This window comes from Streptomyces sp. NPDC088732 (assembly GCF_044751205.1).
GTDB lineage: Bacteria > Actinomycetota > Actinomycetes > Streptomycetales > Streptomycetaceae > Actinacidiphila.
The window spans coordinates 97990-118847 of the sequence record NZ_JBIVLI010000020.1 but is presented as its reverse complement, the minus strand read 5'-3'; the positions used below and the strand labels follow the sequence as shown (position 1 = coordinate 118847).

The 20858-nt window shown below is 68.1% G+C and carries 19 protein-coding genes; 9 read left to right on the top strand and 10 right to left on the bottom strand.

Annotation, left to right across the window (positions count from 1 at the left end):
• Positions 1 to 99: 99 nt before the first annotated feature.
• From lhgO to ACIP9H_RS30545, 6 genes are all read left to right on the top strand, one after another.
• Positions 100 to 1314, top strand: coding sequence for an L-2-hydroxyglutarate oxidase (lhgO, locus tag ACIP9H_RS30570; RefSeq protein WP_401961945.1), 1215 nt, complete (start codon positions 100 to 102; stop codon positions 1312 to 1314).
• 12 nt (positions 1315 to 1326) lie between these two features.
• Positions 1327 to 2079 carry a tRNA (guanosine(46)-N7)-methyltransferase TrmB gene (trmB, locus tag ACIP9H_RS30565; protein ID WP_401591978.1) on the top strand — a complete coding sequence of 251 codons (753 nt, stop codon included), beginning with the start codon at positions 1327 to 1329 and terminating at the stop codon, positions 2077 to 2079.
• 104 nt (positions 2080 to 2183) lie between these two features.
• Positions 2184 to 3755 (top strand): PrsW family glutamic-type intramembrane protease, encoded by a 1572-nt coding sequence (locus ACIP9H_RS30560; protein WP_401591976.1) that lies wholly within the window; start codon positions 2184 to 2186, stop codon positions 3753 to 3755.
• Positions 3756 to 3810: 55 nt separating this feature from the next.
• Positions 3811 to 4464, top strand: a complete 654-nt coding sequence (locus tag ACIP9H_RS30555; protein WP_401591974.1) for a DUF6230 family protein — start codon at positions 3811 to 3813, stop codon at positions 4462 to 4464.
• Between the two features lie 119 nt (positions 4465 to 4583).
• Positions 4584 to 5204, top strand: coding sequence for a DUF6230 family protein (locus ACIP9H_RS30550; protein ID WP_401591972.1), 621 nt, complete (start codon positions 4584 to 4586; stop codon positions 5202 to 5204).
• A 13-nt stretch (positions 5205 to 5217) separates the two neighbouring features.
• Positions 5218 to 7188, top strand: a complete 1971-nt coding sequence (locus ACIP9H_RS30545; RefSeq protein WP_401961941.1) for a DUF6114 domain-containing protein — start codon at positions 5218 to 5220, stop codon at positions 7186 to 7188.
• A 184-nt stretch (positions 7189 to 7372) separates the two neighbouring features.
• Here ACIP9H_RS30545 and ACIP9H_RS30540 read toward each other — a convergent pair whose 3' ends face one another.
• From ACIP9H_RS30540 to ACIP9H_RS30500, 9 genes are all read right to left on the bottom strand, one after another.
• Positions 7373 to 7594, bottom strand: coding sequence for a DUF2277 domain-containing protein (locus tag ACIP9H_RS30540; protein WP_401961939.1), 222 nt, complete (start codon positions 7592 to 7594; stop codon positions 7373 to 7375).
• Positions 7595 to 7619: 25 nt separating this feature from the next.
• The gene (locus ACIP9H_RS30535; protein WP_401961937.1) at positions 7620 to 8003 is read right to left on the bottom strand and encodes a hypothetical protein; all 384 of its coding nucleotides are present in this window, start codon (positions 8001 to 8003) and stop codon (positions 7620 to 7622) included.
• Positions 8004 to 8130: 127 nt separating this feature from the next.
• Complete coding sequence (locus ACIP9H_RS30530) at positions 8131 to 9486, bottom strand: DNA cytosine methyltransferase (protein ID WP_401961935.1); 1356 nt, start codon at positions 9484 to 9486, stop codon at positions 8131 to 8133.
• Between the two features lie 9 nt (positions 9487 to 9495).
• On the bottom strand, positions 9496 to 11322 hold the full coding sequence (locus tag ACIP9H_RS30525; RefSeq protein WP_401961933.1) for a DUF6339 family protein: 1827 nt from the start codon (positions 11320 to 11322) through the stop codon (positions 9496 to 9498).
• Positions 11322 to 12218 carry a hypothetical protein gene (locus ACIP9H_RS30520; RefSeq protein WP_401961930.1) on the bottom strand — a complete coding sequence of 299 codons (897 nt, stop codon included), beginning with the start codon at positions 12216 to 12218 and terminating at the stop codon, positions 11322 to 11324. The genes ACIP9H_RS30525 and ACIP9H_RS30520 overlap by 1 nt, the downstream gene beginning before the upstream one ends.
• Positions 12215 to 14215, bottom strand: a complete 2001-nt coding sequence (locus tag ACIP9H_RS30515; RefSeq protein ID WP_401961928.1) for a hypothetical protein — start codon at positions 14213 to 14215, stop codon at positions 12215 to 12217. Before ACIP9H_RS30515 ends, ACIP9H_RS30520 begins: the two co-directional genes overlap by 4 nt.
• Entirely contained in the window at positions 14212 to 15234 is a 1023-nt protein-coding gene (locus ACIP9H_RS30510; protein WP_401961925.1) for a PD-(D/E)XK motif protein, read from the bottom strand. Before ACIP9H_RS30510 ends, ACIP9H_RS30515 begins: the two co-directional genes overlap by 4 nt.
• A complete protein-coding gene (locus ACIP9H_RS30505) occupies positions 15231 to 17783 on the bottom strand; it encodes a Z1 domain-containing protein (RefSeq protein WP_401961922.1) in 2553 nt (850 codons plus the stop codon). The genes ACIP9H_RS30510 and ACIP9H_RS30505 overlap by 4 nt, the downstream gene beginning before the upstream one ends.
• A gap of 255 nt (positions 17784 to 18038) precedes the next feature.
• Positions 18039 to 18470 carry a very short patch repair endonuclease gene (locus ACIP9H_RS30500; protein ID WP_401961920.1) on the bottom strand — a complete coding sequence of 144 codons (432 nt, stop codon included), beginning with the start codon at positions 18468 to 18470 and terminating at the stop codon, positions 18039 to 18041.
• 225 nt (positions 18471 to 18695) lie between these two features.
• On the opposite strand from ACIP9H_RS30500, the gene ACIP9H_RS30495 reads away from it, so the two are divergent.
• From ACIP9H_RS30495 to ACIP9H_RS30485, 3 genes are all read left to right on the top strand, one after another.
• Complete coding sequence (locus tag ACIP9H_RS30495) at positions 18696 to 19184, top strand: hypothetical protein (RefSeq protein ID WP_401961917.1); 489 nt, start codon at positions 18696 to 18698, stop codon at positions 19182 to 19184.
• A 26-nt stretch (positions 19185 to 19210) separates the two neighbouring features.
• Positions 19211 to 19429, top strand: a complete 219-nt coding sequence (locus tag ACIP9H_RS30490; RefSeq protein WP_401961914.1) for a hypothetical protein — start codon at positions 19211 to 19213, stop codon at positions 19427 to 19429.
• Between the two features lie 156 nt (positions 19430 to 19585).
• On the top strand, positions 19586 to 19810 hold the full coding sequence (locus ACIP9H_RS30485) for a hypothetical protein (protein ID WP_401591958.1): 225 nt from the start codon (positions 19586 to 19588) through the stop codon (positions 19808 to 19810).
• Positions 19811 to 19840: 30 nt separating this feature from the next.
• Here the strand turns inward: ACIP9H_RS30485 and ACIP9H_RS30480 are convergent, their stop codons facing one another.
• On the bottom strand, positions 19841 to 20716 hold the full coding sequence (locus tag ACIP9H_RS30480) for a PfkB family carbohydrate kinase (protein ID WP_401961911.1): 876 nt from the start codon (positions 20714 to 20716) through the stop codon (positions 19841 to 19843).
• Positions 20717 to 20858: the final 142 nt, after the last annotated feature.

Sequence of the window (20858 nt, the reverse complement as noted above, 5' to 3'; positions counted from 1 at the left end):
CCGCGAGGCAAGCGCGAGACGACCACGACACACCGGGCCCCTCACAGGTTTGGCGGGGGCGCGGGCGGGCCAAGCCTCAAGCGGGAGGTGACCGCGCGCATGGACACCGCGGACGTCGTCGTGATCGGCGCCGGCATCGTCGGCCTGGCCACCGCGTACGCGATCACCCGCGCGTCGCCCCGTACGTCCGTGGTCGTCATGGACAAGGAACCGGGCCCGGCGCGCCACCAGACCGGCCACAACAGCGGCGTGATCCACAGCGGCATCTACTACCGCCCCGGCTCGCTCAAGGCCCGCTACGCGACGCAGGGCGCCGCCGAGATGGTGAAGTTCTGCGCCCGGTACGACATCCCGCACGAGGTCACCGGCAAGCTGATCGTCGCCACCGCACGCGAGGAGCTGCCCCGGCTGCACGCCCTGGTGCAGCGCGGCCGCACCAACGACATCCCCGTGCGCGAACTGGGCCCCGCCCAGATCGCCGAGCGCGAGCCGCACGTCGCGGGCCTGGCCGCGATCCACGTCGGCACCACAGGGGTGTGCGACTTCACCGCGGTCGCACGGACGATGGCCCGCCTGGCCGCGGAGTCCGGCGCGGCGCGCACGGCGTACGGCAGCGAGGTGCGCGCGGTCCACCGCGACGGCGGCGGCGTGGTCGTCGAACCCGGCACCGGGCCCCCGGTCCGCGCGAAGGTGCTGGTCAACTGCGCGGGCCTGCACTCCGACCGGATCGCGCGGATGGCCGGGGACGACACCACCGGGGTGCGGATCGTGCCGTTCCGCGGCGAGTACTACGAGCTGGCCCCGGCCCGCAGCGGGCTCGTGCGCGGCCTGGTCTACCCGGTGCCCGACCCCGCCTTCCCCTTCCTCGGCGTCCATCTGACCCGCGGCATCGACGGCACCGTGCACATCGGCCCCAACGCCGTCCCCGCCCCGGCCCGCGAGGGCTACCGGCGGCGCACCGTCAGCGCGCGCGACCTGCTGGAGACGGCGCTCTTCCCCGGCACCTGGCGGATCGCCCGCCGGCACTGGCGGTACGAGGCGGGCGAGCTGCGCCGGTCGCTGTCGAAGCGGGCCTTCACCGACGAGGTGCGCCGGCTGCTGCCCGAGGTGACCGCCGCCGACCTCGTGCCGTCCGCCGCGGGCGTACGGGCCCAGGCGGTGCTGCGCGACGGGGAGCTCGTGGACGACTTCCTCTTCGCCGGCAGCGGCCCCTTCGTGCACGTGCTCAACGCCCCGTCGCCCGCCGCGACCGCCTCCCTGCCGATCGGACGGGAGATCGCCCGGCGGGCACTGGAAGCCGCGGGGCATACGTAAAATCGACGCATCATGTCGAAGCCCCACACCCCCCACTTCCCCGGCGGCCCCGCCTCCCACCCGCATCCGGACGCGCACACCGAGCAGCGCATCCGCACCTTCCACCCCCGTCGCGGCCGGGTCACCCACGGGCAGCAGACGGCGCTGGAACGGCACTGGACCAACTGGGGCGTCGACATCGACGGCAGCCCGCTCGACCTCGGCGCGCTCTTCGCCGACGCCGACCTCGCCGCGGACCGCCCGGTGGTCCTGGAGATCGGCTTCGGCATGGGCGACGCCACCGCCGCCATGGCCGCCGCCGACCCCGGCACCGGCATCCTCGCGGCCGACGTGCACACCCCCGGGCAGGGCAACCTCATCCGCCTCGCCGAGCGCAACGGCCTGACCAACGTCCGGGTCGCCAACGGCGACGCCGTCATCCTGCTCCGCGACATGCTCGCCCCCGGCTCCCTGGCCGGACTTCGCGTCTTCTTCCCCGACCCCTGGCCCAAGGCACGGCACCACAAGCGCCGCATGATCCAGCCCGAGTTCGTGGCCCTGGCCGTCTCGCGGCTGCGGTCCGGCGCGACCGTGCACTGCGCGACCGACTGGGAGCCGTACGCCGAGCAGATGCTGGAAGTGCTGACCGCCGACCCCCACCTGGTGAACGCCCACGGGGAGGGCTACGCGCGGCCGCGCCCGGACTTCCGGCCGATGACCAAGTTCGAACGGCAGGGCATCGCCAAGGGCCACGTCGTCAACGACCTCGTCTTCACCCGCCGGTAGCCCCTGTTGACGTGCGGCGGGGACGGGGCGATCGTTGTGGCCCACCAGTGACGTCGTGCGTAACACCGTCGCGCGCCGCAGCCACTCCCCCGTAAGGTCAATGGGTGTCCTCGTACTCGCACACGCCCGACCCGCCCCTGCCGGGCCCGGCGGCCCACCCGGACGTCCCCGAGTACCCGGAACGCCGGCAAGAACCGGGTTTCGCGCTCCCCGAACCCGGCCAGTGGCACTACAAGCCGCGCCGCCACTTCTGGGAGAACCGGACGCTGCGCCTGGTGGCGCTCTTCTCGGTGCTCGCCCTGTGCGGAGTGATCATCCTCGCCCTTGTGCGGCGGCAGACCGGCACCGAGGGCTTCCTCGTCGGCCTCATCCTCGCGATCCTGCCCGTGCCGCTGCTCGGCGGCGCCTTCCTGTGGCTGGACCGGGTCGAGCCCACCCCCCTGCGGAACGCCGTCTTCGCCTTCGCCTGGGGCGCGTGCGCCGCCACCCTCGTCGCCATCCTCGCCAACGAGTACGCGACCGAACTGCTGGCCTCGACCTTCACCGCCAGCCCCGCCCAGAGCGACAGCTGGGGCGCCACCTTTGTCGCGCCCTTCGTGGAGGAGAGCGCCAAGGGCACCGCGATCCTGCTGCTCTTCCTCTTCCGCCGCCGTGACTTCACCGGCCTCGTCGACGGCGTCGTCATAGCCGGGCTCACCGCCACCGGCTTCGCCTTCACCGAGAACATCCTCTACCTCGGCTCGGGCTTCGCCGAGGACCAGGCGCTCGGCGGCGGGGGCGTCGGCACCACCGCCGCCATGTTCGTGGTCCGGATCGTGATGACCCCGTTCGCCCACCCGCTCTTCACCTCGCTGACCGGCATAGGCTTCGGCATCGCCGCGAGCTCCCGCCCCGGCCGGGCCCGCCGCTGGCTCGCCCCCATCGGCGGCTGGCTGCTCGCGATGACCCTGCACGGCACCTGGAACGGCTCCGCCTCGTTCGGCCCGCTGGGCTTCCTCGCCGTGTACGCGACGCTGATGATCCCGCTGTTCGGCCTGCTGATCTGGCTCGCGATCTGGTCCCGTTCCAACGAGCTCAAGACCATCCGCACCCAGCTCCCGCTGTACGCCATGGCCGGCTGGCTGACGCTGCCCGAACCGCTCGCCATCGGCTCCATGCGGGGCCGCTCGGTGGCCCGCTCCGCCGCCCATCGCGCACAAGGTGCGGCCGCCGCCCGTACCGTGCGCGAATACGTGTCCTTCGCCACCTCACTGGCCTTCCTGCGGGCCCGCGCCAACCGCGGCGCCGCCGGTCCCGACTTCCACGCGCGGGAGCAGGAACTGCTGCACCACCTGTGGGAGCGCAAGGCCGTCGCCCAGCCGGCACTCACCCATGCGGCCCACACCATCCGCCCCCCGTTCCCGACCGTGTACGCCTGGAGGCAGCGTCCTCCGGCCGGCTACGGAGCAGCGCCGTACGGGGCTCCGCAGTGGGGAGCCCCGCAGTGGGGGGCGCAGCAGCAGTGGGGCGCGCCGCAGTGGGGGGCGTCGGCCTATGGCGCGACGGGGGGCTGGGGGCAGCCCGCGACGCCGGAGGCCCAGGCTCAGGCGCAGACCCCTGCACCGGTCCAGGCCCCGGCCGCGTACTGGCAGCAGCCGCGCCCCTACCCGTACTCGCAGGGCGGCCGCCACCGCTGATCCACGGCGGGCGGCCGCGGTTGCCGGGCCCACCGGCCGGGGTTGCAATGGCGATGTGAGCCACCACGAGAGCAGCTCGCCCAGCCCGCGCCACCGCCCTTCCGGCCGGACCAGCTGGAAACGGATGGCCATCGCCCTCGTCCCGACCCTGGCCGTGTCGGCCGTGCTCGCCGCAGGGATAGGCGCCGGAGCGGTGCCGGTCTCGCTCGCGACAGCGCCGACGACCGCCACGCTGTCCGGGCGGAGCTTCCAGGTGGCCGCGGACTCCCTGGAAGGCACGGGATTCACCCAGTACCTCGCCGCCGACTCCTCCGCCGGCGGCGACCTCCCCGAGGCCGTCTCCGCGATCGGCTCCGCCGACCTGCACAACCTGTGCCAGTCGGTGGTCAGCTCCCTCCCCGGGCTCGGCAAGGTCACCATGCTGATCAAGGCGGGCGGCGGCAGCAAGCCCGTCCACGCCGACCATCTGATCGTCGACACGGACGACCTCGCCGGCGACGCGACGTTCCACAACATCCGGATCGGCACGGACGCCGCGCAGCTGCCCGGTGACGGCCGCGCCAAGGGCCCGTCCGGCGCGTTCGGCCAGCAGGCCGACAGTGTCCGTATCGACCACCTGCGGCAGACCACCCACTCGATCAGCGCCGCCACCTTCCAGCTCACCAACCTGCACCTGACCGTGAAGAAGGGCGCGCAGCCCTGCTTCTGAGGGTGCGCCGCCCGCTTTCGCGGCAGGCCCTGACCCGAATGGGCGAGCGCGTACCGCCGTCGGGGTGATTGCCCCCGCGCACCGAGCCACCGATCAGACTGTCCGACGGTTGACCAGGCGTGCAGACCTCTGACGCCCGCCCCTCCGGCCGCACCAGCTGGAAGCGGCTCGCCCTTGTCATGGTGCCGACACTCGCCACCGCGGGCGCTCTCGTCGCGACGATGGCCACCGGCGCGCTGGCCACGTCCTTCGGGGTCTCCGCCACCTCCTTCCCGGTGGCCGGCGAGAGCTTCCAGATCCGCTCGTCACGCCTCGTCGGGGACGGCTTCGTGCAGTTCGGCGTCGTCCAGCGAGGCCGAGACGGGCTCTACCCCGAAGCGCTGACCGGCATCCGTTCGGCGACCCTCCACCACCTGTGCCAGTCCATCGTGCAGAACGTCCCGCTGCTCGGCCCGGTCACCCTGCGCTTCACCTCGACGCCCGCGCACGCCGACCGCCTCATCGCCAACGCCCACGACCTGCGGGGCGACGCCGTCTTCCGCAACATCAACATCGGCCAGGACGCCGGCACCGTCCAAGGCGTCCCCGGCGTGCAGGGCACGCCCGGCACCTTCGCCGAGCAGGCGTCGTCGGTCACCGTCGACGACCTCCGCCAGACCACGCGCTCCATCAGCGCGGCCACGTTCAGACTGCCGGACCTGCACCTCACCGTGCGGCGCGGCGACCAGTCCTGCTTCTGAGGGGGCCGCCACCTTGATCCCACCGAGGAAGATCCGGTCCCGCTTCCGCTTCTGGCGCCGTTCCCGGCCCTTCTGGGCAGGCTTCTGGACCCTGCTCGCGGGCCTGGAGATCCTCTCCATCCCGCTCGCGCCGCTGTCCCTCATGATCCACGAGGGCATCGCGGGCGTCTCCGGCCTGCTCATGGGCGTCTTCCTGATCGTCCTGGGCCTGACGATGTGGTTCGCCCCGCACTACCGGACGTTCGCGGGCATCGCCACCCTGATCTTCTCCGTCGCCTCCCTGGTGCTGTCGAACTTCGGCGGCTTCCTCATCGGCTTCCTGCTCGGGGTGACGGGCGGCGCGATGGCCGTCAGCTGGGTGCCGTACGGCGACGGCAACGGCCGCTGGGGACGGGGACGGCCGGTACCGGACTGGGGCGGCGGGGGCGGTACGGACCCGGCGCACGACCCGGAGACCCCGGGCCCGGGCGGCGGACCGGGGGAGCCTGAAGCCCCGGAGGGACCGGAGCCGCCGGCCGCCCCTCCCGTCGTACCTCCCGCCGCGCCCCCCGCCGAACCGCAGCCGGGAACGAGCGGCAGCCTGCGGACGGGCGCCGCTGCCGCCGCCCCGCGGCCGCGCACCGTCGCGAAGCTGCGCGCCCTGGGCGTCATCCCGGTGGGCGGGGCACTGCTCGCCGGGGGGCTTCAGCCGATGGCGCCGCCCCTGCCGCACGCCCGGCACAGCGCCGACGGACCGCCGTCCGGCGCGGAGGCGGCGCGGCGTGCGCGCGAGGCGATCTGCGGTGTCCTGGACGGGCTCTACCACGCACGCCACCCCACGGTGCACGGCACGGGCACGGCCAAGGAGGTGCGGGCGGGGCTGCACCTGGGCGTCGACCTTGAAGCGCCGGTGCCGGTGCGCGGGAAGCTGGACGTCGGGCCGGCGCCGAGGGCCGCGCCGCCGGTGCCGGTGCCGTCCCAGCGCCGTGCGGCCCCCGTCCCTTCCTCGCCTTCCCCGTCTTCTCCGCCGGCGGGCGGCGGAGGGTTGCTCGGCGCGGTGTCGGACCTGCTCGGGCTGCACGGGACTCCCCCCGCCTCCTCCGCTCCGCCGGCGCCGCGCACGGAGGAGGCCCCCCGGCGCGCGGCGCCGCAGCGCGGACGGGAGGCCCACGGCAACAACCCGGGGAAGAGGAGGCCGCAGCCGCCGCACGTCCCGACCGGCATCCTGTCCGGCAACACCATCACCCCGGACAGCCTGCTGGACCTGATCGTGCCCCGGCTGCCCGCCGACCGCGGCATGGACGCGCCGTTGTCACTGCTCCCCCCACGCATCCGCATCGGCGGCAGCACACCGGACTCCCCCTGGTGCCTCCCGCAGGTCTCGCTGGAACTGTCCATCGGCGCCGGGCGCTACCGCGGGACGGGCCTCGCCGCCGAGCAGCCGTTCCGGGTCCTGACACCGCTGCTGGTGCTGACCGGGCTGACGTACCGCGGCATCACGCTCGTCCCCACCCGGCACGGCCCCGAACGCGTCCTGGTCTTCACCGCCTGGCGCGTCGACATCGCGAACCTGCGCCAGACCGCGGGGCTGCTCTCACCGGCCTGCGCCCGCGGCCGCGCCGAACACTGGACGCCGCCCTTCCACGGGCTGCCCGGCCTCGCGCTGCCGCTGCTGAACCTCGGGCTGCCCGGCATCGGCCATGTCTCACCCGTGCCCACGCCGTGGGCGCCCTGCCAGGGCGAGCTGGAGACCGACGGCCGCCCCTGGAGCACGTCGACGGCCACCGGCCGCCCGGTCGTCCTGCTGACCCGGGTGCTGAGCGGCAACCTCCTCGGGCTGCTGCCCGTCACCTTCACCCCGGACATGCCGCCCCCGCTGCCGCCCGGCCTGACGATCCCGATCCCGCTGTTCTTCACACAGGTCGTGACCTACAACCAGCTCCTGCGGGCCAACCGGCTCACCATCCCGGGGCTGCACCAGTACGTGTCACTCCCCGGCCGCTGACTGGCAGACGACGGCGCTGGCCAGCAGGACGGCGGTGAGCGCGGTGACAACGAGGGCCTTGCGGACAACGGACATGGCGTACCTCAGCGGAGCGGTGGAGGGACAGACAGATACAAGCAGGCGACAACCTACCGAAATCGCCCCCAGGCCCCGAAAGACACGCCCTCACCCCGCGCACCGGCCGCTAGGCCGAGGCCTGCTGCCCCCGTACCTCGATCCCGGCCAGCAACTCCCGCGTGGCAGCGGTCACCGCTTCCACGGCCTCCTCGAAAACCTCCCGGTTGTACGCCGCCGGCGCCCGGAACCCGGAGATCTTCCGCACGTACTGCAGGGCCGCGGCCCTCATGTCCTCTTCACTCACGTCGGTCGTCATCGGCGGACGCAGCGTCTTGATGCTTCGGCACATACGACCAGTGTGCCCGGGCCCACTGTCACGCCCACCCCGCCCGCGGCCGCCGGCCCCACCACCAACCGCCCGCACCGCCGGGCGCGTCGTCGTCCTCCACGGTCAACTCCATGTACCGGCCGTCGACCTCCCCCAGCGCCTCCCCGTACACCTCCGCCACGGGCCCGGGCAGCTTCCGCACCAGCCCGGCCACCCCGTCCCGGCACTCCAGCTCCCCCCGCTCCGTCACCCGCCCCACCTCAAGCCCCCGCACCACCCGCTCCCACGCCTCCAAATGCACGCGCGCCTCCCTCAGCACACTCCCCTCCACCTCCCACAGCGCCGCGTCCCCCACCCCGTACGGCGCCCGCCGCAACGCGTCCAGCGCCTTCTCGAACCCATCGGTGACCGGGGTCTCGCTCGCACTCATGGGGCCATGCTGCGCCCGCCGCCCAGCTCACGCCCGCCGGCGCGTTCCACCGACCGTGACCCTCCGGGCACCTCCCCGGAACGCCGCCACGATCGGGATTACCTCCGGCGACGCATGGCGTTCTCGATCAGCCGCGCAAGAAGTCGTGAATGGCCGAAGCAATGGCCGAGCCGAGGGGAATGGGCACGGCATTCCCGATCTGCTTCGCAATGTCAGTCTTCGAACCGCACCAGCGATAACCCAGAGGAAATCCCTGAATGCGTGCCGCCTCGTAGTGGGTGATCGGACGGGGCGCCGTCGGGTGGAGATAACGACCCTTTTCTGGCTTGAAGAATTCGGTACGGATCGTGACAGATGGCTCATCGACTCGAAGTCGCCCCATCACATCACCGGTACCAGTGTTGTGACTGTCCCAACTGGGCGTCGAAAGGGGAAAGACCGGCGTCCTGACGCCCTTGGGGCGCGGGCCACCGAAGACGTGGAGCTGGCCGGTCTCGTCCTCCGTGTACCACTTATCTCGCAAATCCTTACGATTTCCACCCTCCGGAATAGCGAGGTAGCGAGCCCTCGACAGTGGCTCCGGATTACGGCCGAAATGCAGGTCGCGCGTGGTGAAAATTCCCGGGACGAAGACATCGACTTCGCGAAATTTCTGCTTGCGGTCGGGAAGTTCAGTTCCCCGGATCTTAAGGAAATACGATTCCTGGAACACCGATCGCACCGACCGCCAGTAGGGGGTTCCTGTGTCGACGCCACTGATCGGCTGATCCGCGATCCCCAGGCGGGCTTTTGGGCGACGGACATGGGTTCTAACGGGATAGGTCATCGCGCGACCATTCTCGATTTCCGCGAGCACACCGATCACAATGGTGCGCTTGCGCGCCTGCGCAGCCCCGTAGTCCGCGGCGTTCAGCAGATACCGCTTGTTCTTCTCGTCCTCCGTGTCGCCTGGTTGCAGGCCCGGAGGGTCCACGAGTCGGTACTCGGAGAGAAGTCCTCCCTCCTCCACCTGACTCAAAAGATTCCGGAATTCGTCCGACTTCAGAAAACGATCGACGTTCTCGATCACGAAGACCTTGGGGCGGATCTGCGCAACAACACGCACGTACTCTTCCCACAACCTGTTGCGTTCGGCGCCCTTCTTCTTCCTGTTGAGCGCGGAGAAACCCTGACACGGAGGACCTCCGACCACCACATCGGCATCTAGGGCCTCCGGGGGCAAGTCCGTCCAGTTCTCTATGTCGCCCACATGAACGAGTGCCGGCTCGATTCGCTCGCTGTCCAGGCCACTGCCGAAGTTGGCGGCGTACGTGGCAGCGGCGGAGACATTGTGCTCGACCGCTGCAACGCTCCGGAAGACTGGTCCCCGATCGTTAGCCCCGTCAGGCCGGAACTCGTGAAACCCTTGTGTGAACCCTCCGCAACCAGCGAAGAGATCGACGACCGTGATGGGTGTTGGGTCCTTGGGACGGGGCGTGTGCATGAGCAGATCCTAGCCGCGGAGCGCCGCGGCAATGGCTCCTCCAACAGCCGCAGCCAGAGGTGGCGGCATTGCGTGACCGATCTGACGGTACCGGGACGTCTTCCCTCCGAAGAAGCGCCAGTCCGGCGGAAACGCCTGGATCAACGCCGCCTGGTCGACTGTCAGCCGGGGCAGCCCGTCCTCGGGGAAGTCCGCGTCCGGCGGATTGTCTCCCAGGCTGGCGCCGTTCACGCCGAGGGCAGCCCAGGCCTTCTTGCTGCCCGTCGGGCCGAGATCGGCGCCACCGCGACGATCGGATCCTCCGACAAGTGCCGGCGCAACGCGATCGGCGCCCTTGATCCACCGCTGGGCGCCGGGCCAGCCGCCCGCAGACATCGACGGCCCGAGCACCTGTCCCACAGTGGGGCACGGTGTTGCGTCGGGGACCGGCCACCGGAAACGTGGGAAGTACGGCTCAAGGAGTGCGACAAGAAACCCGCTACTACGATTCTGGGGGACCCCGAAGTCCACGGCGTTTAGGACCTGCCAACTGCAGCGGAATCCGGCTTCGGTGAACTCAGCCTCGATCCATGACCGATCGACGCCGAAATCGTCACTTGCGACCAGGTCTGGCAGGTTCTCCAGGAGCACGGCCTTCGGTGCGAGAGAGAGCGCCAGACCTACCGCGGCTCTGAGAACATCGCGTCCCTCGGTTGCCTCGGTCACCCCCACCGTGGCCGAAGGCTTCACACGGGGAAGCCCGCAGCTGACAAGGTCAACTCGCAATCCTTCGGGCAGCATGGTCGGTCGGAAGTCGGTCACATCAATACAGACCACATTCCAGTCGGGTCGATTGAGGTCGACCGTAAAGCACGCGTCCGCTTTGCTGTCGATGAGCAATGCGGGATCAAACCCCGCAAGTTCGAGTCCGAGTGCCTGGCCCCCGGCTCCGGCGCATATCTCCACCGAACTAAGACGTGGGAGTACGTCCTGTCGGTCCGCTCCGGCCAGGATTTTCTCGTCGTTCGGCCCACGGCCGCCGGCGAACCGGTCGTCCTTCAGTCGTACCTCTTCCCGGCCGGCGTCCTCCGTCATTCGACCGGACGTGAGGAGCTGCGCCCGTACGGACTCGTCGGCGACCGCCCGTAGCTCCTCGTCCAGGGCATGCCCGTCGATGCCGTCGAAGAGCACGAAGGGGGCCAACCTCAACAACCGCTTGAGGAAATCACGCAGGGCCTCACGTTCGTTGAGTCCGGTCAGGTCGAGGTCTCTCCAGACGCGCAGGATGGCCCGCACCATATGAGGACTCCCGCCCAGCGCCGCGCGTCGGGCGTAGATCTGGTCGAACGCGGCCTCGCCAAGGATTTCCAGGGCGGCGTAGGGCTCCGTGTCGCCGGGCGAGCGCACCAGTTGGGCGCGCCACCAGAGTCGGCCGAAGACATGCCTGGTGAGGTCAGTCCCGAGCACCCGATCCTTGGGCGGTTGTGGATAGCGCCAGAAGGCCACGTCCGGCAGCAGCACGAGCGCGAGAAAGGCCCACACGTCCCGCGATGCAGCCTCCGCGGGCACCATGCCCATCTCACTGTGCAGCATCGCAGCGAGTCGGCGATCGAATTCACTGTTGTGCGCTCGATCGGATCCCTCAGGGAATCCCGCTCGGCCGGCGATGGCCAGAACGGCTTCACGCAGCTCCCGAAGTCGCTGCGAGGGGATCCGGTCCCCTCCGGTGGCGACATACACGGAGGACTCGTGGGCCACACCTGCTCGTCGCCCGAGTTCCTCCACGGTCAGGTGCCGATACTCCTCGAAGAGTGGTTTGGCCTGTTCGCCGAGCAGGCGGGGATAGAGGAAGCTCATCAGGAGACCTCGAACATCTTGACTGCCGCCTGCAGGTCCGAGGCGAACAGGGCTGGTGACTGCCTTTGCCGCAACCGGATGTCTTTGATCGACTGTCCCGGGAAAAGCTGGTCGAATAGGCTGAGCAGGGTGGCGCCGAGGGACCCGTCGGGAAAGTCCGCGTCCTCCGCGAACTCGTCGTTCCCGAGGGCATGTTCGACCATGATCCGTGCAGTGTCCGCATAGACGGCGGAGAGCACGACTCGATCGACGGGACGAGGTTTGCCAGCGTTTTCGAACGCCGAAGTGGTGACGACGTTCCGCTCGTTGACGAGCAAGAGCAGAGACCCCATGGTCGCGTTCTCAAGGCGCCCGCTGATCTGCAGGTGCCAGGCCGCGTCGTCGGGGAAGGATGTCTTCCCGAAATCGATAACAGCCATGGGGAACTGTGGCGCATCGCCCTGCAGACGGAGCGATTGCCTGTCGCTCCAGAGCACCGAACCTGCCCGGCGGGGAGAGGAGGGACGAGCGTCGGAACGACGATCTGCCAGGACAAGGGCCGTGTCAATCAAAAGCAGACCACCGAGATCGGCACCGGCAAGATGCACCTCGAGATCCGTGACAGTCACCCCGGCACCAGTCAGACGCATGTGTTGCGCGGGCCCGCTCAGGTTCGATCCGGTCGCCGTCCAAACAGCCGTAAGCATTAGTTCCGTTTCCGCAGGAAGCCCAGACTCGGAACGAGTACGGTCCAGGTCCACACGGACGGTCCTGCGCAGGCGCAGGTCCATGTGGTAATCCCAGTCCGGCAATGCCTCTGGGAGGACGATTTCCCCGTCGTCCGTTGCCAGCGTCCACGCACTGGCGGCAATCACTCCCTCACCGGGGACGCGGTACGGCAGAACCCGGCGGGTCACTGCGCTTTCACCGCCTCGACCTTGATGCCGATCTCCGTCATCGTGTCCGGAGCCGGACGCACCAACGCACGCCAGACAGGTTCCCCGCCCTCGACGACATGAACGTCCGTCGAGTACAGCCGTCCCTCTCCGTCCTCCCACCCGATCAGCGTCGGCATGCTCGCCCCGATCGGAGGATCAGTCTCCCGTCCACCAGTACCGGGCAACGTGACAGCCAGATCGACGCGGACACGTTGCTGCCCCGGCACGGGCAATCTGAACTCTTGGATAAGCAGGCTCGTTTCATCGCGGTCTTCGTAATAGGGGTCTCCGACGTACTGCACCCGTGGCCTCCGGGCCAGTGCCGCCGATCCGGTGGCCGCCGAAGGATCGATCGCGGAGGACTGGCCTGACACGAGTGCCTCCGAAAACTCCTGTGTGGGCACCCCGCCCCGGTCCCCTCCCGAGATCGATTCGCCCGAACCCGAGCGCACCACGGACCCACGGACCGCCTCCTCCAGGGACTCGTCCGAGTCCACCGTGCGGCGGCTCGCAGTACTCCCTGGCTTGGAGTAGGCCGTCGCTCCCCCGATCCCCCAGGCTCCACCGACCAGTCCGGAGAAGAGCGAACTGGCCGCGCCCAGGGCGATACTGCTCGCACCCGGTCTGCTGACACCGCCGAGCGAGAGCAAGCTCTCCAATGCCTCGCCGATACGGCGAAAGGTCGTGTGCACGAAAGTGCTCTCAGGCCGTTCCAGCGACTGCGGATTCCATGCATCATGTGTGGGCGGTTCTGCCCTCGCGTAGATCTCGTCCATCGACGGGTCGGCCCGGAAGACTCCTGCGTAGCCCTGGTTCACGCTGGGCGGCTTGGGGCCCGGGTGGTACGTGACGACCAGTTCCGCGGGACGCATCAGACAGACATGGTGAACCATGTCCTCAATGCCGAGCATGCGCGAGGCACGCGTGGGCTCCAGCGGCGGCTGGATTCTCTTTGCCAGACCCAGCCGACCCAGATGGCGTTTCGGACGCATGCAGGCAAGATCGGAACCATCGGGGCCGATCATGGCCTCGTAGGCCGCCACGAACATGTTGAGTGGTCGTGTATCCCTCGGATCAGGAACAGGATGACGAACGCCGTCACAGGTGATCGAGAAGGTCATCGACGCCGGTCCGCCGTCCGTAGAGATCATCTTCGGCCAGAGATGCCAGGCGACTGTCTCGGCCAAATAGTCCGCTGCCTCCGAGGCCTCGAGACCGTCCAATTTCGGATCGACGACGACAACTGTCGTCCCGGTTTCCCGAGCCCCGAAGGCAGGAAGCCCCAGGCGCTGGGCGGCGGCCTCGGCCACCCGCCCGATCAAGGGCTCCACAACTTCGCCCGATGTGTCCCCCCACCAGTGTCGGCCCGTGTAACGGCGACCACCACGGGGCTCCGCGGTCACGTAGCTCTTCCAAAGCGTGCAGCCGATGAGCCGGGTCTCGAATCCTCCGTCCAAAGTCCGGCAACGAGAGTGCACGAGTACCGTGCCAGCCTTCGACAGCAGGTAGAAAATGCCCTTTCCGAAGCCGTAGGTGCCACCGCCGAGTTCGGTGTCCCGCGGCTCACCGATGTTGCGGATGAAAGAGACAAAATCACGCTCGGGTCCGACCGCATTGTCCGCGCGAGTGGGTCCACCGAGGCCTCGCGTGCGTCTGTCAGAGACAATCAGGACGCGAACCGCGCCACGTCGCAGCGATTCCCTGAGAGGAAAATTGTCCACACCGGCGGGCGCCCCTTCAAGCAACAGTTCCCGCCAGATACTTGTATGGGCCGGCCCCACGGTTTTCAGGTCGATGGTGTAGTCGACAGGGCCCGCCGATTCACCCAGACGTGCGTCCCAACTGTTCTGTGCGGACTCACGTACCAGGATGGTCAGAAGATCGAGTTCGGGACGCCCGAGCTGATTACGGATTCCCTCGGCTGCGCTGGCGCCTTCCGGAGGGTACGGCTGGGAGTACCAACTGGGGTCGTTCACGCGGACTCCTGGATCAATGCTTCGATGGTCTCCGCGACCTGAAAGCGCTCCATGGGTGCCGGAACGTCACCCGAGAGATCGACGGAGTACTCGACATCCAGTACGGACACCGGCACAGCCGTCGAGAACGTCTGCCTCGTCAGAGCGGGGAAATGAGTGTCCACCCGGTACCATCTCTCCTCACCCACCAGAAAACGCACTTCGCGATAACGATCCGCGTCCGAAGCGCGGTATCCGGCAGCACCCAGAAGTTCGAGGAGTGCGGGTTCGTCGTCGCACAGCTTCAGGATGCGCTCTACCAGATCCGGGACAGCGGATCCCTTCTCGGTCGGCGCCGCGGGCCGAAGGCGGAACCATGTCAGGCAAAGGCTCCCACCCTCAGGGGCCTCCAACTGATCGAGGCCGTGAATCCTCGGCCGTCGTCCAGCGGTGGCTGCGGTGGACTTCACCTCGATCGCAACGGACCCGGCCGAGAAGTCGTGACGGTGCCCCTCGGGTCCGTGCCAGATTCTGTGAGCGCTGGAATCGATGCGCAGCAGTCTTTCGAGTACCACCAGTTCACCGAAGAGCCCGGCGAGCTGCTCCGCCCCGAGCGGCGCGCCGTGCGTCCGGAAAAGAGCCCTCCACCTGTCCAGAACCCCGTAAAGCGCTTTGATCGGATTGCCACGGAGTTCCACGATCGCACTCAGAACGTCCACGCACAGGTCGGTGAACAGATCGCTCAGGTCGTCCTGCAGACAGCCGAGGTCGGCATAGGTCTGGTAGGTCTCCTCGTCCTCCAGAGCCCGTTTACGCAGGAAGAGGACCGGCCCGTCGAGTCCGCCACGCACCTTGCTGTGCCCTTGGATAGGAACAAGTACATGCCGGTGACCCTCGTGGTCGACGGCGACCGCCAATGACCCGTACGTGGTGTCGACGGGAAGCTGGGATATTCTCAGCCTGCTCTCACCGGTGGCGGGTTCCTCACCCAAGGCGCCCCACCTCTCCTCGACCATCGCGCGGAGCATGTCGTCGTTCATGCTTCCTCGCTGTCGAGGAGGCTGTAGTCCTCGTCCTCAATCCGCACATTGGACAAGTTCGCCGAGATGTATTTCACCACTGCACTATCGCCCTCCGTCGGCTCGGGGAATACCAGACCGACCCCGATGACATGCTCCTCGGCATCCAATGGCGCGCGAAGGGGCTTCGACGGGCTGGGCGCGGAAAGCCTGTCGATGGGGTAAAGCACCAGCAGTCCGGTGTCCGGCAGTTGGACGCGACGCTCGTCCATAATGCCCTTCTCCGTCAGTTTCTCCGTATCGCCGTTCATGTCCACCGCCGCGTCGCGCCGGCTCATTAGGGTCTTGATGTCCGCGAAGTCCGGCGTCGGTCCATTGACGGCCAGACGCGCACGGACGTTGCGCCCCACTGTCACTCCAGGTGCGAAAGTGAACGCTTCACCGCGTGGATTCCCCACGACTGCAACGTTCCAACGACGCAACGAACCGGCCGTGGCCACCCGCTTGCGGATGTAGTCAGAAATGAGTTCGCCGTCGTTCTCCGGCGACCGCTCATGGAACGCATAGCCCGACAGGAAGTCGGTCACGACGTCGTACGGCACATCACGGAAAACGTATCGGCCGTCCTCGGGGCGCGCGTCAACTCGCACCGCGCTCGTTGAGGATGCGCTGACCAGGACGCGTGCGGCATCAATGTTCCTTTTCAACCATTCGGCATTCGTGTGGAAGTAGTGGGTCTGCACTCTCTTTCCGCCGTAGGAAGAGGCCGCCGTCACAGCGTCTCGCATCTTGGCCGCTGCCGTCACCCGCAGCGCTGGATGCGTCCGGAGGCGAACAGCGAAGGTCAACGGCGTTTCATCCTCGGTCATGTAGGTGTCGATGTCACGCCGCATCTCGGTCTCGACCGTGGCCAAGTGTCGGAACCATTGGGCTAGTTCATCGGTCATCCAAATGCGGGGAAGATCGGCGTATCCATTCCTGAATCCGAACCATCGCCCCATCTGGAGCAACGTGTCGTACGCCGACACGGCACGAACGAAGTAGCTGACCGACAGGCCCTCCAACGTCAGCCCGCGCGACAGGGTGTTCCCACCCACGGCTATGGCCACTACGGGTCCGTTGTCGTAATCGAGACGGTCCTCGCTGCTGGAGTTGTCCATGATGACACGGCAGGTGTCGAGCACGCCCGGCAACTGAGGCAGCAACTCCTCGAAGGACACCTTCTTCTCGCCGAACCCCTGCGCCGGAACCCGGCCGGTCTCGGTCTCCCAGAGATGGCGCAGACGCGAGAGGACCTCGAGGTCGTCGAGTGATCGCGCAAGACGACTTCTGAGGTGCTCGAGGGGCCTTTTGAAGCTGTTGTGCACCGACGTGTTCACGCTCGTGTGGATCAGCATCGTGCTGTGCGGGTTCCCCGTGCCCCGTACTCGTCGCGCCGCCGTGACCAGCCAGAAGTACTCAATCGCGTTGCTCAGGGTATCGGTGATGAACGGTTCAAATCCCTCGACGTCCGCTCTGGTCTCCGGACGTACACACGTCACGTCGTCGTCGGGAATGGAACGGATCATGTCGTGGCCGTCATCGACCTGCTCGGGGTCCTCGCCGTCGAGTGCATACCTACCGAAGAGGACCTCCGTACCGAAATGACCCTGTGGCTTCGGTAGGTTGACGACGAAGTCCCGTGGGTAGAGATCCTCGGCACTCGGGTCGATCAGCAAATTGGCAAACGGGGATGCCGTGTAACCGACATAGGCACTTCTGGGCAGCGAGCCCATGATCCTCAGGATCAGCGGATTGATCGACTTCGTGGCAACAGTGGCCTGGTCGGCCTCGTCGTCGATGATCAGTGCCGGACAGTCCGCAAGATAATCGGACGCCTTCTCCAGCCAGAGCGCCAGTTTGCGCAGCACCGTGGCGTTCTTCTTCACGACGCACAGCACGTGCGTCCTGTTGTTCTTGCCGAAGTACGAAGCAGGGTTCTCCTGAGGAGTAAAGTCCTTGTCCAGCCCCGTCAGTTGCGACCACAAGGAAGGATTGGGCTCAACGAGTTGCTGCACAAGCCGGGCCTGCGTCTGACGCCGCAGCCCGTTGTGGATGCCTGCGAGGACGATAAAGAGCTTGTAGCCGCGGTCAGCTGCCTTGGCCATCACCGACGTAAAGTTGGTTGTCTTTCCCGACTGGACGTAGCCGACGACGAGGCCACGGGTGGAGAACGCCTTTTCTTTCGGATGGTTCAGCAGCGAAACGACGCGGGTGGAGGAGTCGTCGAGAGTTGCAATCGCGGGATGCTCCGGCCAACCGTCCTTCCGGAGCAGGTCGACGATCGCGGGCCAGCACCTGTCCTTGGCCTGCGGACCCGTGTACCAGGTGTCACGGTTCCCCATGACCACGGCGTGCGGTTCCTCGAGTTCCTTGATGCGAATGGTCTGCTGCTCGTGAAGCTCGCGGATCCGCTGGATGATCTCCGGTTCTACACCGAACTGCTCGATCCGCTTGACAGCCTCGGACGGAGGAAAAGCGTCCAAGAGCGCCCTAAAGGTGCCGTACATGCCATCAAATTCGTCGCTCATCGACGCCCCCACTCCCCACTGCCGCGCGTGATGTCCACGCTGCACAACCCCTCCGCCTTGGCGGACGTCTCCATGAACAGCGCCACCGGCCCTGTTCGCCGCCCACCCCCACGCACAATATCTACACACTATGGCGCGAACAGGCGACTGATACCGGGATATCACCGTCACGATCAGGCACGTGGACCCACGACGGCAAGGGGCATGCCCGTTCCCTGGAAGCAGCGGTTGCATCAGGACTGGACACACCAGGTGTCAGGCAGTACCTCGTGGCGCCCGCTCGGCAGCCACTGCATCGGCGACTCGATGTGCGACATCTCCGGGTGTTTCGTGCTCCCAGAACCTCAGGACCGTCCATCCGGCAGCGCTCATATGTGCCGTGGTCTCGCGGTCACGCGCCATGTTCTTGTCGAGCTTCGCGCGCCACCATTCGGCGTTCGAGCGAGGACTCGTGGCGTGCTGCGGACAGCCGTGCCAGAAGCATCCGTCGAGGAACACCGCGATCTTCAGCTTTCCGAAGACGATGTCCACGGTCCTGCGCGGCATGCCCGGAACGGGGACATGCACCCGGTAGCGCAGCCCGTTGCCGTGCAGTATTCGGCGAACGGCCAGTTCCTGTGCCGTGTCGCGGGAGGTCTGCCGGCTCATGCGCGCCGCGACGGCCGGTGACGATGCTGTCGGGGCCATAAGACCAGTATGACGGCGTCGCCCGCCGCCCCCGAAGGCGCAGCCAAGCCAATACGACAAACGGCATCCACCGCCGGCGGATCCTGTTGCAGAACTGCCGCTTGAAGGTTTTTGCACCACTCCTCGGGGCGACCTTGTGTCACCGCCGTGCAACACCGCGTACCCCGTGATCCACTCCTCCCGTTTCCGGTGCGTCCGCAGTTCAAGAGCATCGGAGGAGTCCCCATGGAGCGAGCGAACATCGTTGCGCGGTACGTCACCCAGGCCGCCCTGGCCGCGTCCACTGCGGTCGCCACGGTCATCAGCTTCTCGGCGCCGGCTTCCGCCACGGCAGTGGGCTACGCGAAGGTGGTCGGCTTCTGTCTCGACGCCAAGGGCCAGCAGGTTTGTCTGCCGACCACCACGCTGGGGCACTTCGTCCAGGGATCCGGACGAAACGTGAACCGCCAAGAGGCCTCCGTACAGGACACTTTCGGCATGGACAGTGCCGGCGGGAACTGGTGCAACTGGCGTATCGACTGGCGGTACTCCGACACGAATGGCCGCACCTACCTCTTCAGCAGGGGCGAGACTCACCGCAAGTGCACCCTGCACAGCTCCATCGGCCGTGTCGACACAACGCATCGCACGTTGAAGCACTACGGCAAGGCATGCGCGGACTTCTTCGTCGCTGGGACCAGGCGGGCATCGCAGTGCCACTTCATCACCGAGTGACTGCCGGAGCGACCATGCCCTCTCGAATGCACCCTTCACTGGCTTCCCGTGCCCTGCGCGTTCTCCTCGGCGCGGGACTGAGCTACGGCATCGCAACCGTGCTCGTGTTGCTGCTCTTCGCACTGCTTCCGCAGGATGCGCTGCGATCACTTCAGGAATCAGGCTTCTTCTGGACTGTGCTGTGCACTGCCGTCGTCATCTTCGCGGCGGGCGCACTCGCGCTCCGAGGCCGAAGCAATCGATGAGCCGGTAGCACCGGTACCGCATTCGCCTCCGCCCCACAAGCAACACCCGTGAATTGAAGCCGCCATGAGCCCGTGTCGGGGAGTGTGGGCCGGCGTTGAAGCACTGACGGGAAAGTCCCGGTGCCTGGCAAGGTCACGGAGCAAGGCGGAATCCCCATGAGCGACAAGTCGTCGAACACGCGGCAGGGACGGTTGGTGCGGTGGGTGCTGGCGGCGGGGGGCAGCTACCTGTGCGCGATGTTCGTCGTGCTGGGCGGGCTGTCGCTGCTGCCGAAGCACACGCAGACGTCCCTGTCGGAGACCGCCGTGGGGTGGGCCGTCCTGGGTGTGGCGGCGGCGATCTTCGTGGGGTTCGCGGGGCGGCGCAGCGGCAGGTCGTAAGCCCCGGATTCTGATGCCGCCCCGGCGGCCTCACGTCCGCATCCACGCCCGCGTGCCGAAGGAGGCGCAGGAGCGGGAGGCGGTTTCGGCCGCGGAGCGGAGGATCGTCGTGAGGAGGGTGGGGGTGAGGCGGGTTCGGACGTGGGTGAGGAGGGCGTGCGCGAGGGCGCCGTGGAAGATGTCGCCGGCGCCGAGGGTGTCGGCGACGGTGGTGGGGGCGGGGACGGGGACTTCGCCGCCGGCCCACAGGACGGGGAGGGGGCCGCGGGTGATGACCGGCCAGCGGACGCCGGCGCCGCGGAGGAAGGCGAGGACGTCGGAGGGGGTCGCCGTGCCGGGGGGCCGGAAGTCGGCGGAGCAGACGGCGAGGTCGGTGTAGGGGAGCAGCGGGGCGGTGCCGGGGCGCCAGCTGCCGGCGTCGAGCAGGGTGGGGATGCCCTCGGCGCGGGCGTGGCGGGCCGCCGGGAGGGCCAGCGTCGGATGGTGGGCGTCGACCAGGACGAGGTCGGCCGAGGCGACGAGCGCCCGCAGATCTCCCGGGGGTGAGGGCGGAACAGTTCCGGGGGAGGTGCCGTTCATGGAGGCGACGGCCCGGTCGCCGGTGGACTCGGTGACCAGGATCGTGGAGACAGCCGGCGGCTGCGGGGAGTCCGCGGTGAGGTTGAGGACGGCGACGCCGAGCGCCGCCAGGTCCTCGTCGATCGCCGCGGCCAGCGAGTGGCCGCCGAAGGCGGTGAGCAGGACGGCCTCGCCCCCGAGGTGCGCGAAGGTCGCCGCGGCGTTGGCGGCGGGCCCGCCGGCCGCGATGAGCTGGGCGGAGGCGGTCAGCTTCTCGTTGGGGGCGGGGACGTGGCCGACCCGTGTGATGACGTCAAGTGTGCAGAGGCCTACGAAGAGCGCGCGCATGGGCGCATAGTGGCATCGGGCGGTACGGGAGGGGGGTCATCCCGTTTACGCGCCTCCTACGGGTGGGCGTGCACCATTTTTCCCGTACCCCCGACGCGGAGTGCTCACGGGCCACTACGCTGTGTGCTCAGCAATGGTGCGC

Excerpts from the sequence above, each read along its gene's own strand:
- lhgO (WP_401961945.1), top strand. The coding sequence starts at position 100 with ATGGACACCGCGGACGTCGTCGTGATCGGCGCCGGCATCGTCGGCCTG.
- trmB (WP_401591978.1), top strand. The coding sequence starts at position 1,327 with ATGTCGAAGCCCCACACCCCCCACTTCCCCGGCGGCCCCGCCTCCCAC.
- ACIP9H_RS30540 (WP_401961939.1), bottom strand. The coding sequence starts at position 7,594 with ATGTGCCGAAGCATCAAGACGCTGCGTCCGCCGATGACGACCGACGTG.
- ACIP9H_RS30535 (WP_401961937.1), bottom strand. The coding sequence starts at position 8,003 with ATGAGTGCGAGCGAGACCCCGGTCACCGATGGGTTCGAGAAGGCGCTG.
- ACIP9H_RS30530 (WP_401961935.1), bottom strand. The coding sequence starts at position 9,486 with ATGCACACGCCCCGTCCCAAGGACCCAACACCCATCACGGTCGTCGAT.
- ACIP9H_RS30525 (WP_401961933.1), bottom strand. The coding sequence starts at position 11,322 with ATGAGCTTCCTCTATCCCCGCCTGCTCGGCGAACAGGCCAAACCACTC.
- ACIP9H_RS30510 (WP_401961925.1), bottom strand. The coding sequence starts at position 15,234 with ATGAACGACGACATGCTCCGCGCGATGGTCGAGGAGAGGTGGGGCGCC.
- ACIP9H_RS30505 (WP_401961922.1), bottom strand. The coding sequence starts at position 17,783 with ATGAGCGACGAATTTGATGGCATGTACGGCACCTTTAGGGCGCTCTTG.
- ACIP9H_RS30500 (WP_401961920.1), bottom strand. The coding sequence starts at position 18,470 with ATGGCCCCGACAGCATCGTCACCGGCCGTCGCGGCGCGCATGAGCCGG.
- ACIP9H_RS30495 (WP_401961917.1), top strand. The coding sequence starts at position 18,696 with ATGGAGCGAGCGAACATCGTTGCGCGGTACGTCACCCAGGCCGCCCTG.
- ACIP9H_RS30490 (WP_401961914.1), top strand. The coding sequence starts at position 19,211 with ATGCACCCTTCACTGGCTTCCCGTGCCCTGCGCGTTCTCCTCGGCGCG.
- ACIP9H_RS30485 (WP_401591958.1), top strand. The coding sequence starts at position 19,586 with ATGAGCGACAAGTCGTCGAACACGCGGCAGGGACGGTTGGTGCGGTGG.
- ACIP9H_RS30480 (WP_401961911.1), bottom strand. The coding sequence starts at position 20,716 with ATGCGCGCGCTCTTCGTAGGCCTCTGCACACTTGACGTCATCACACGG.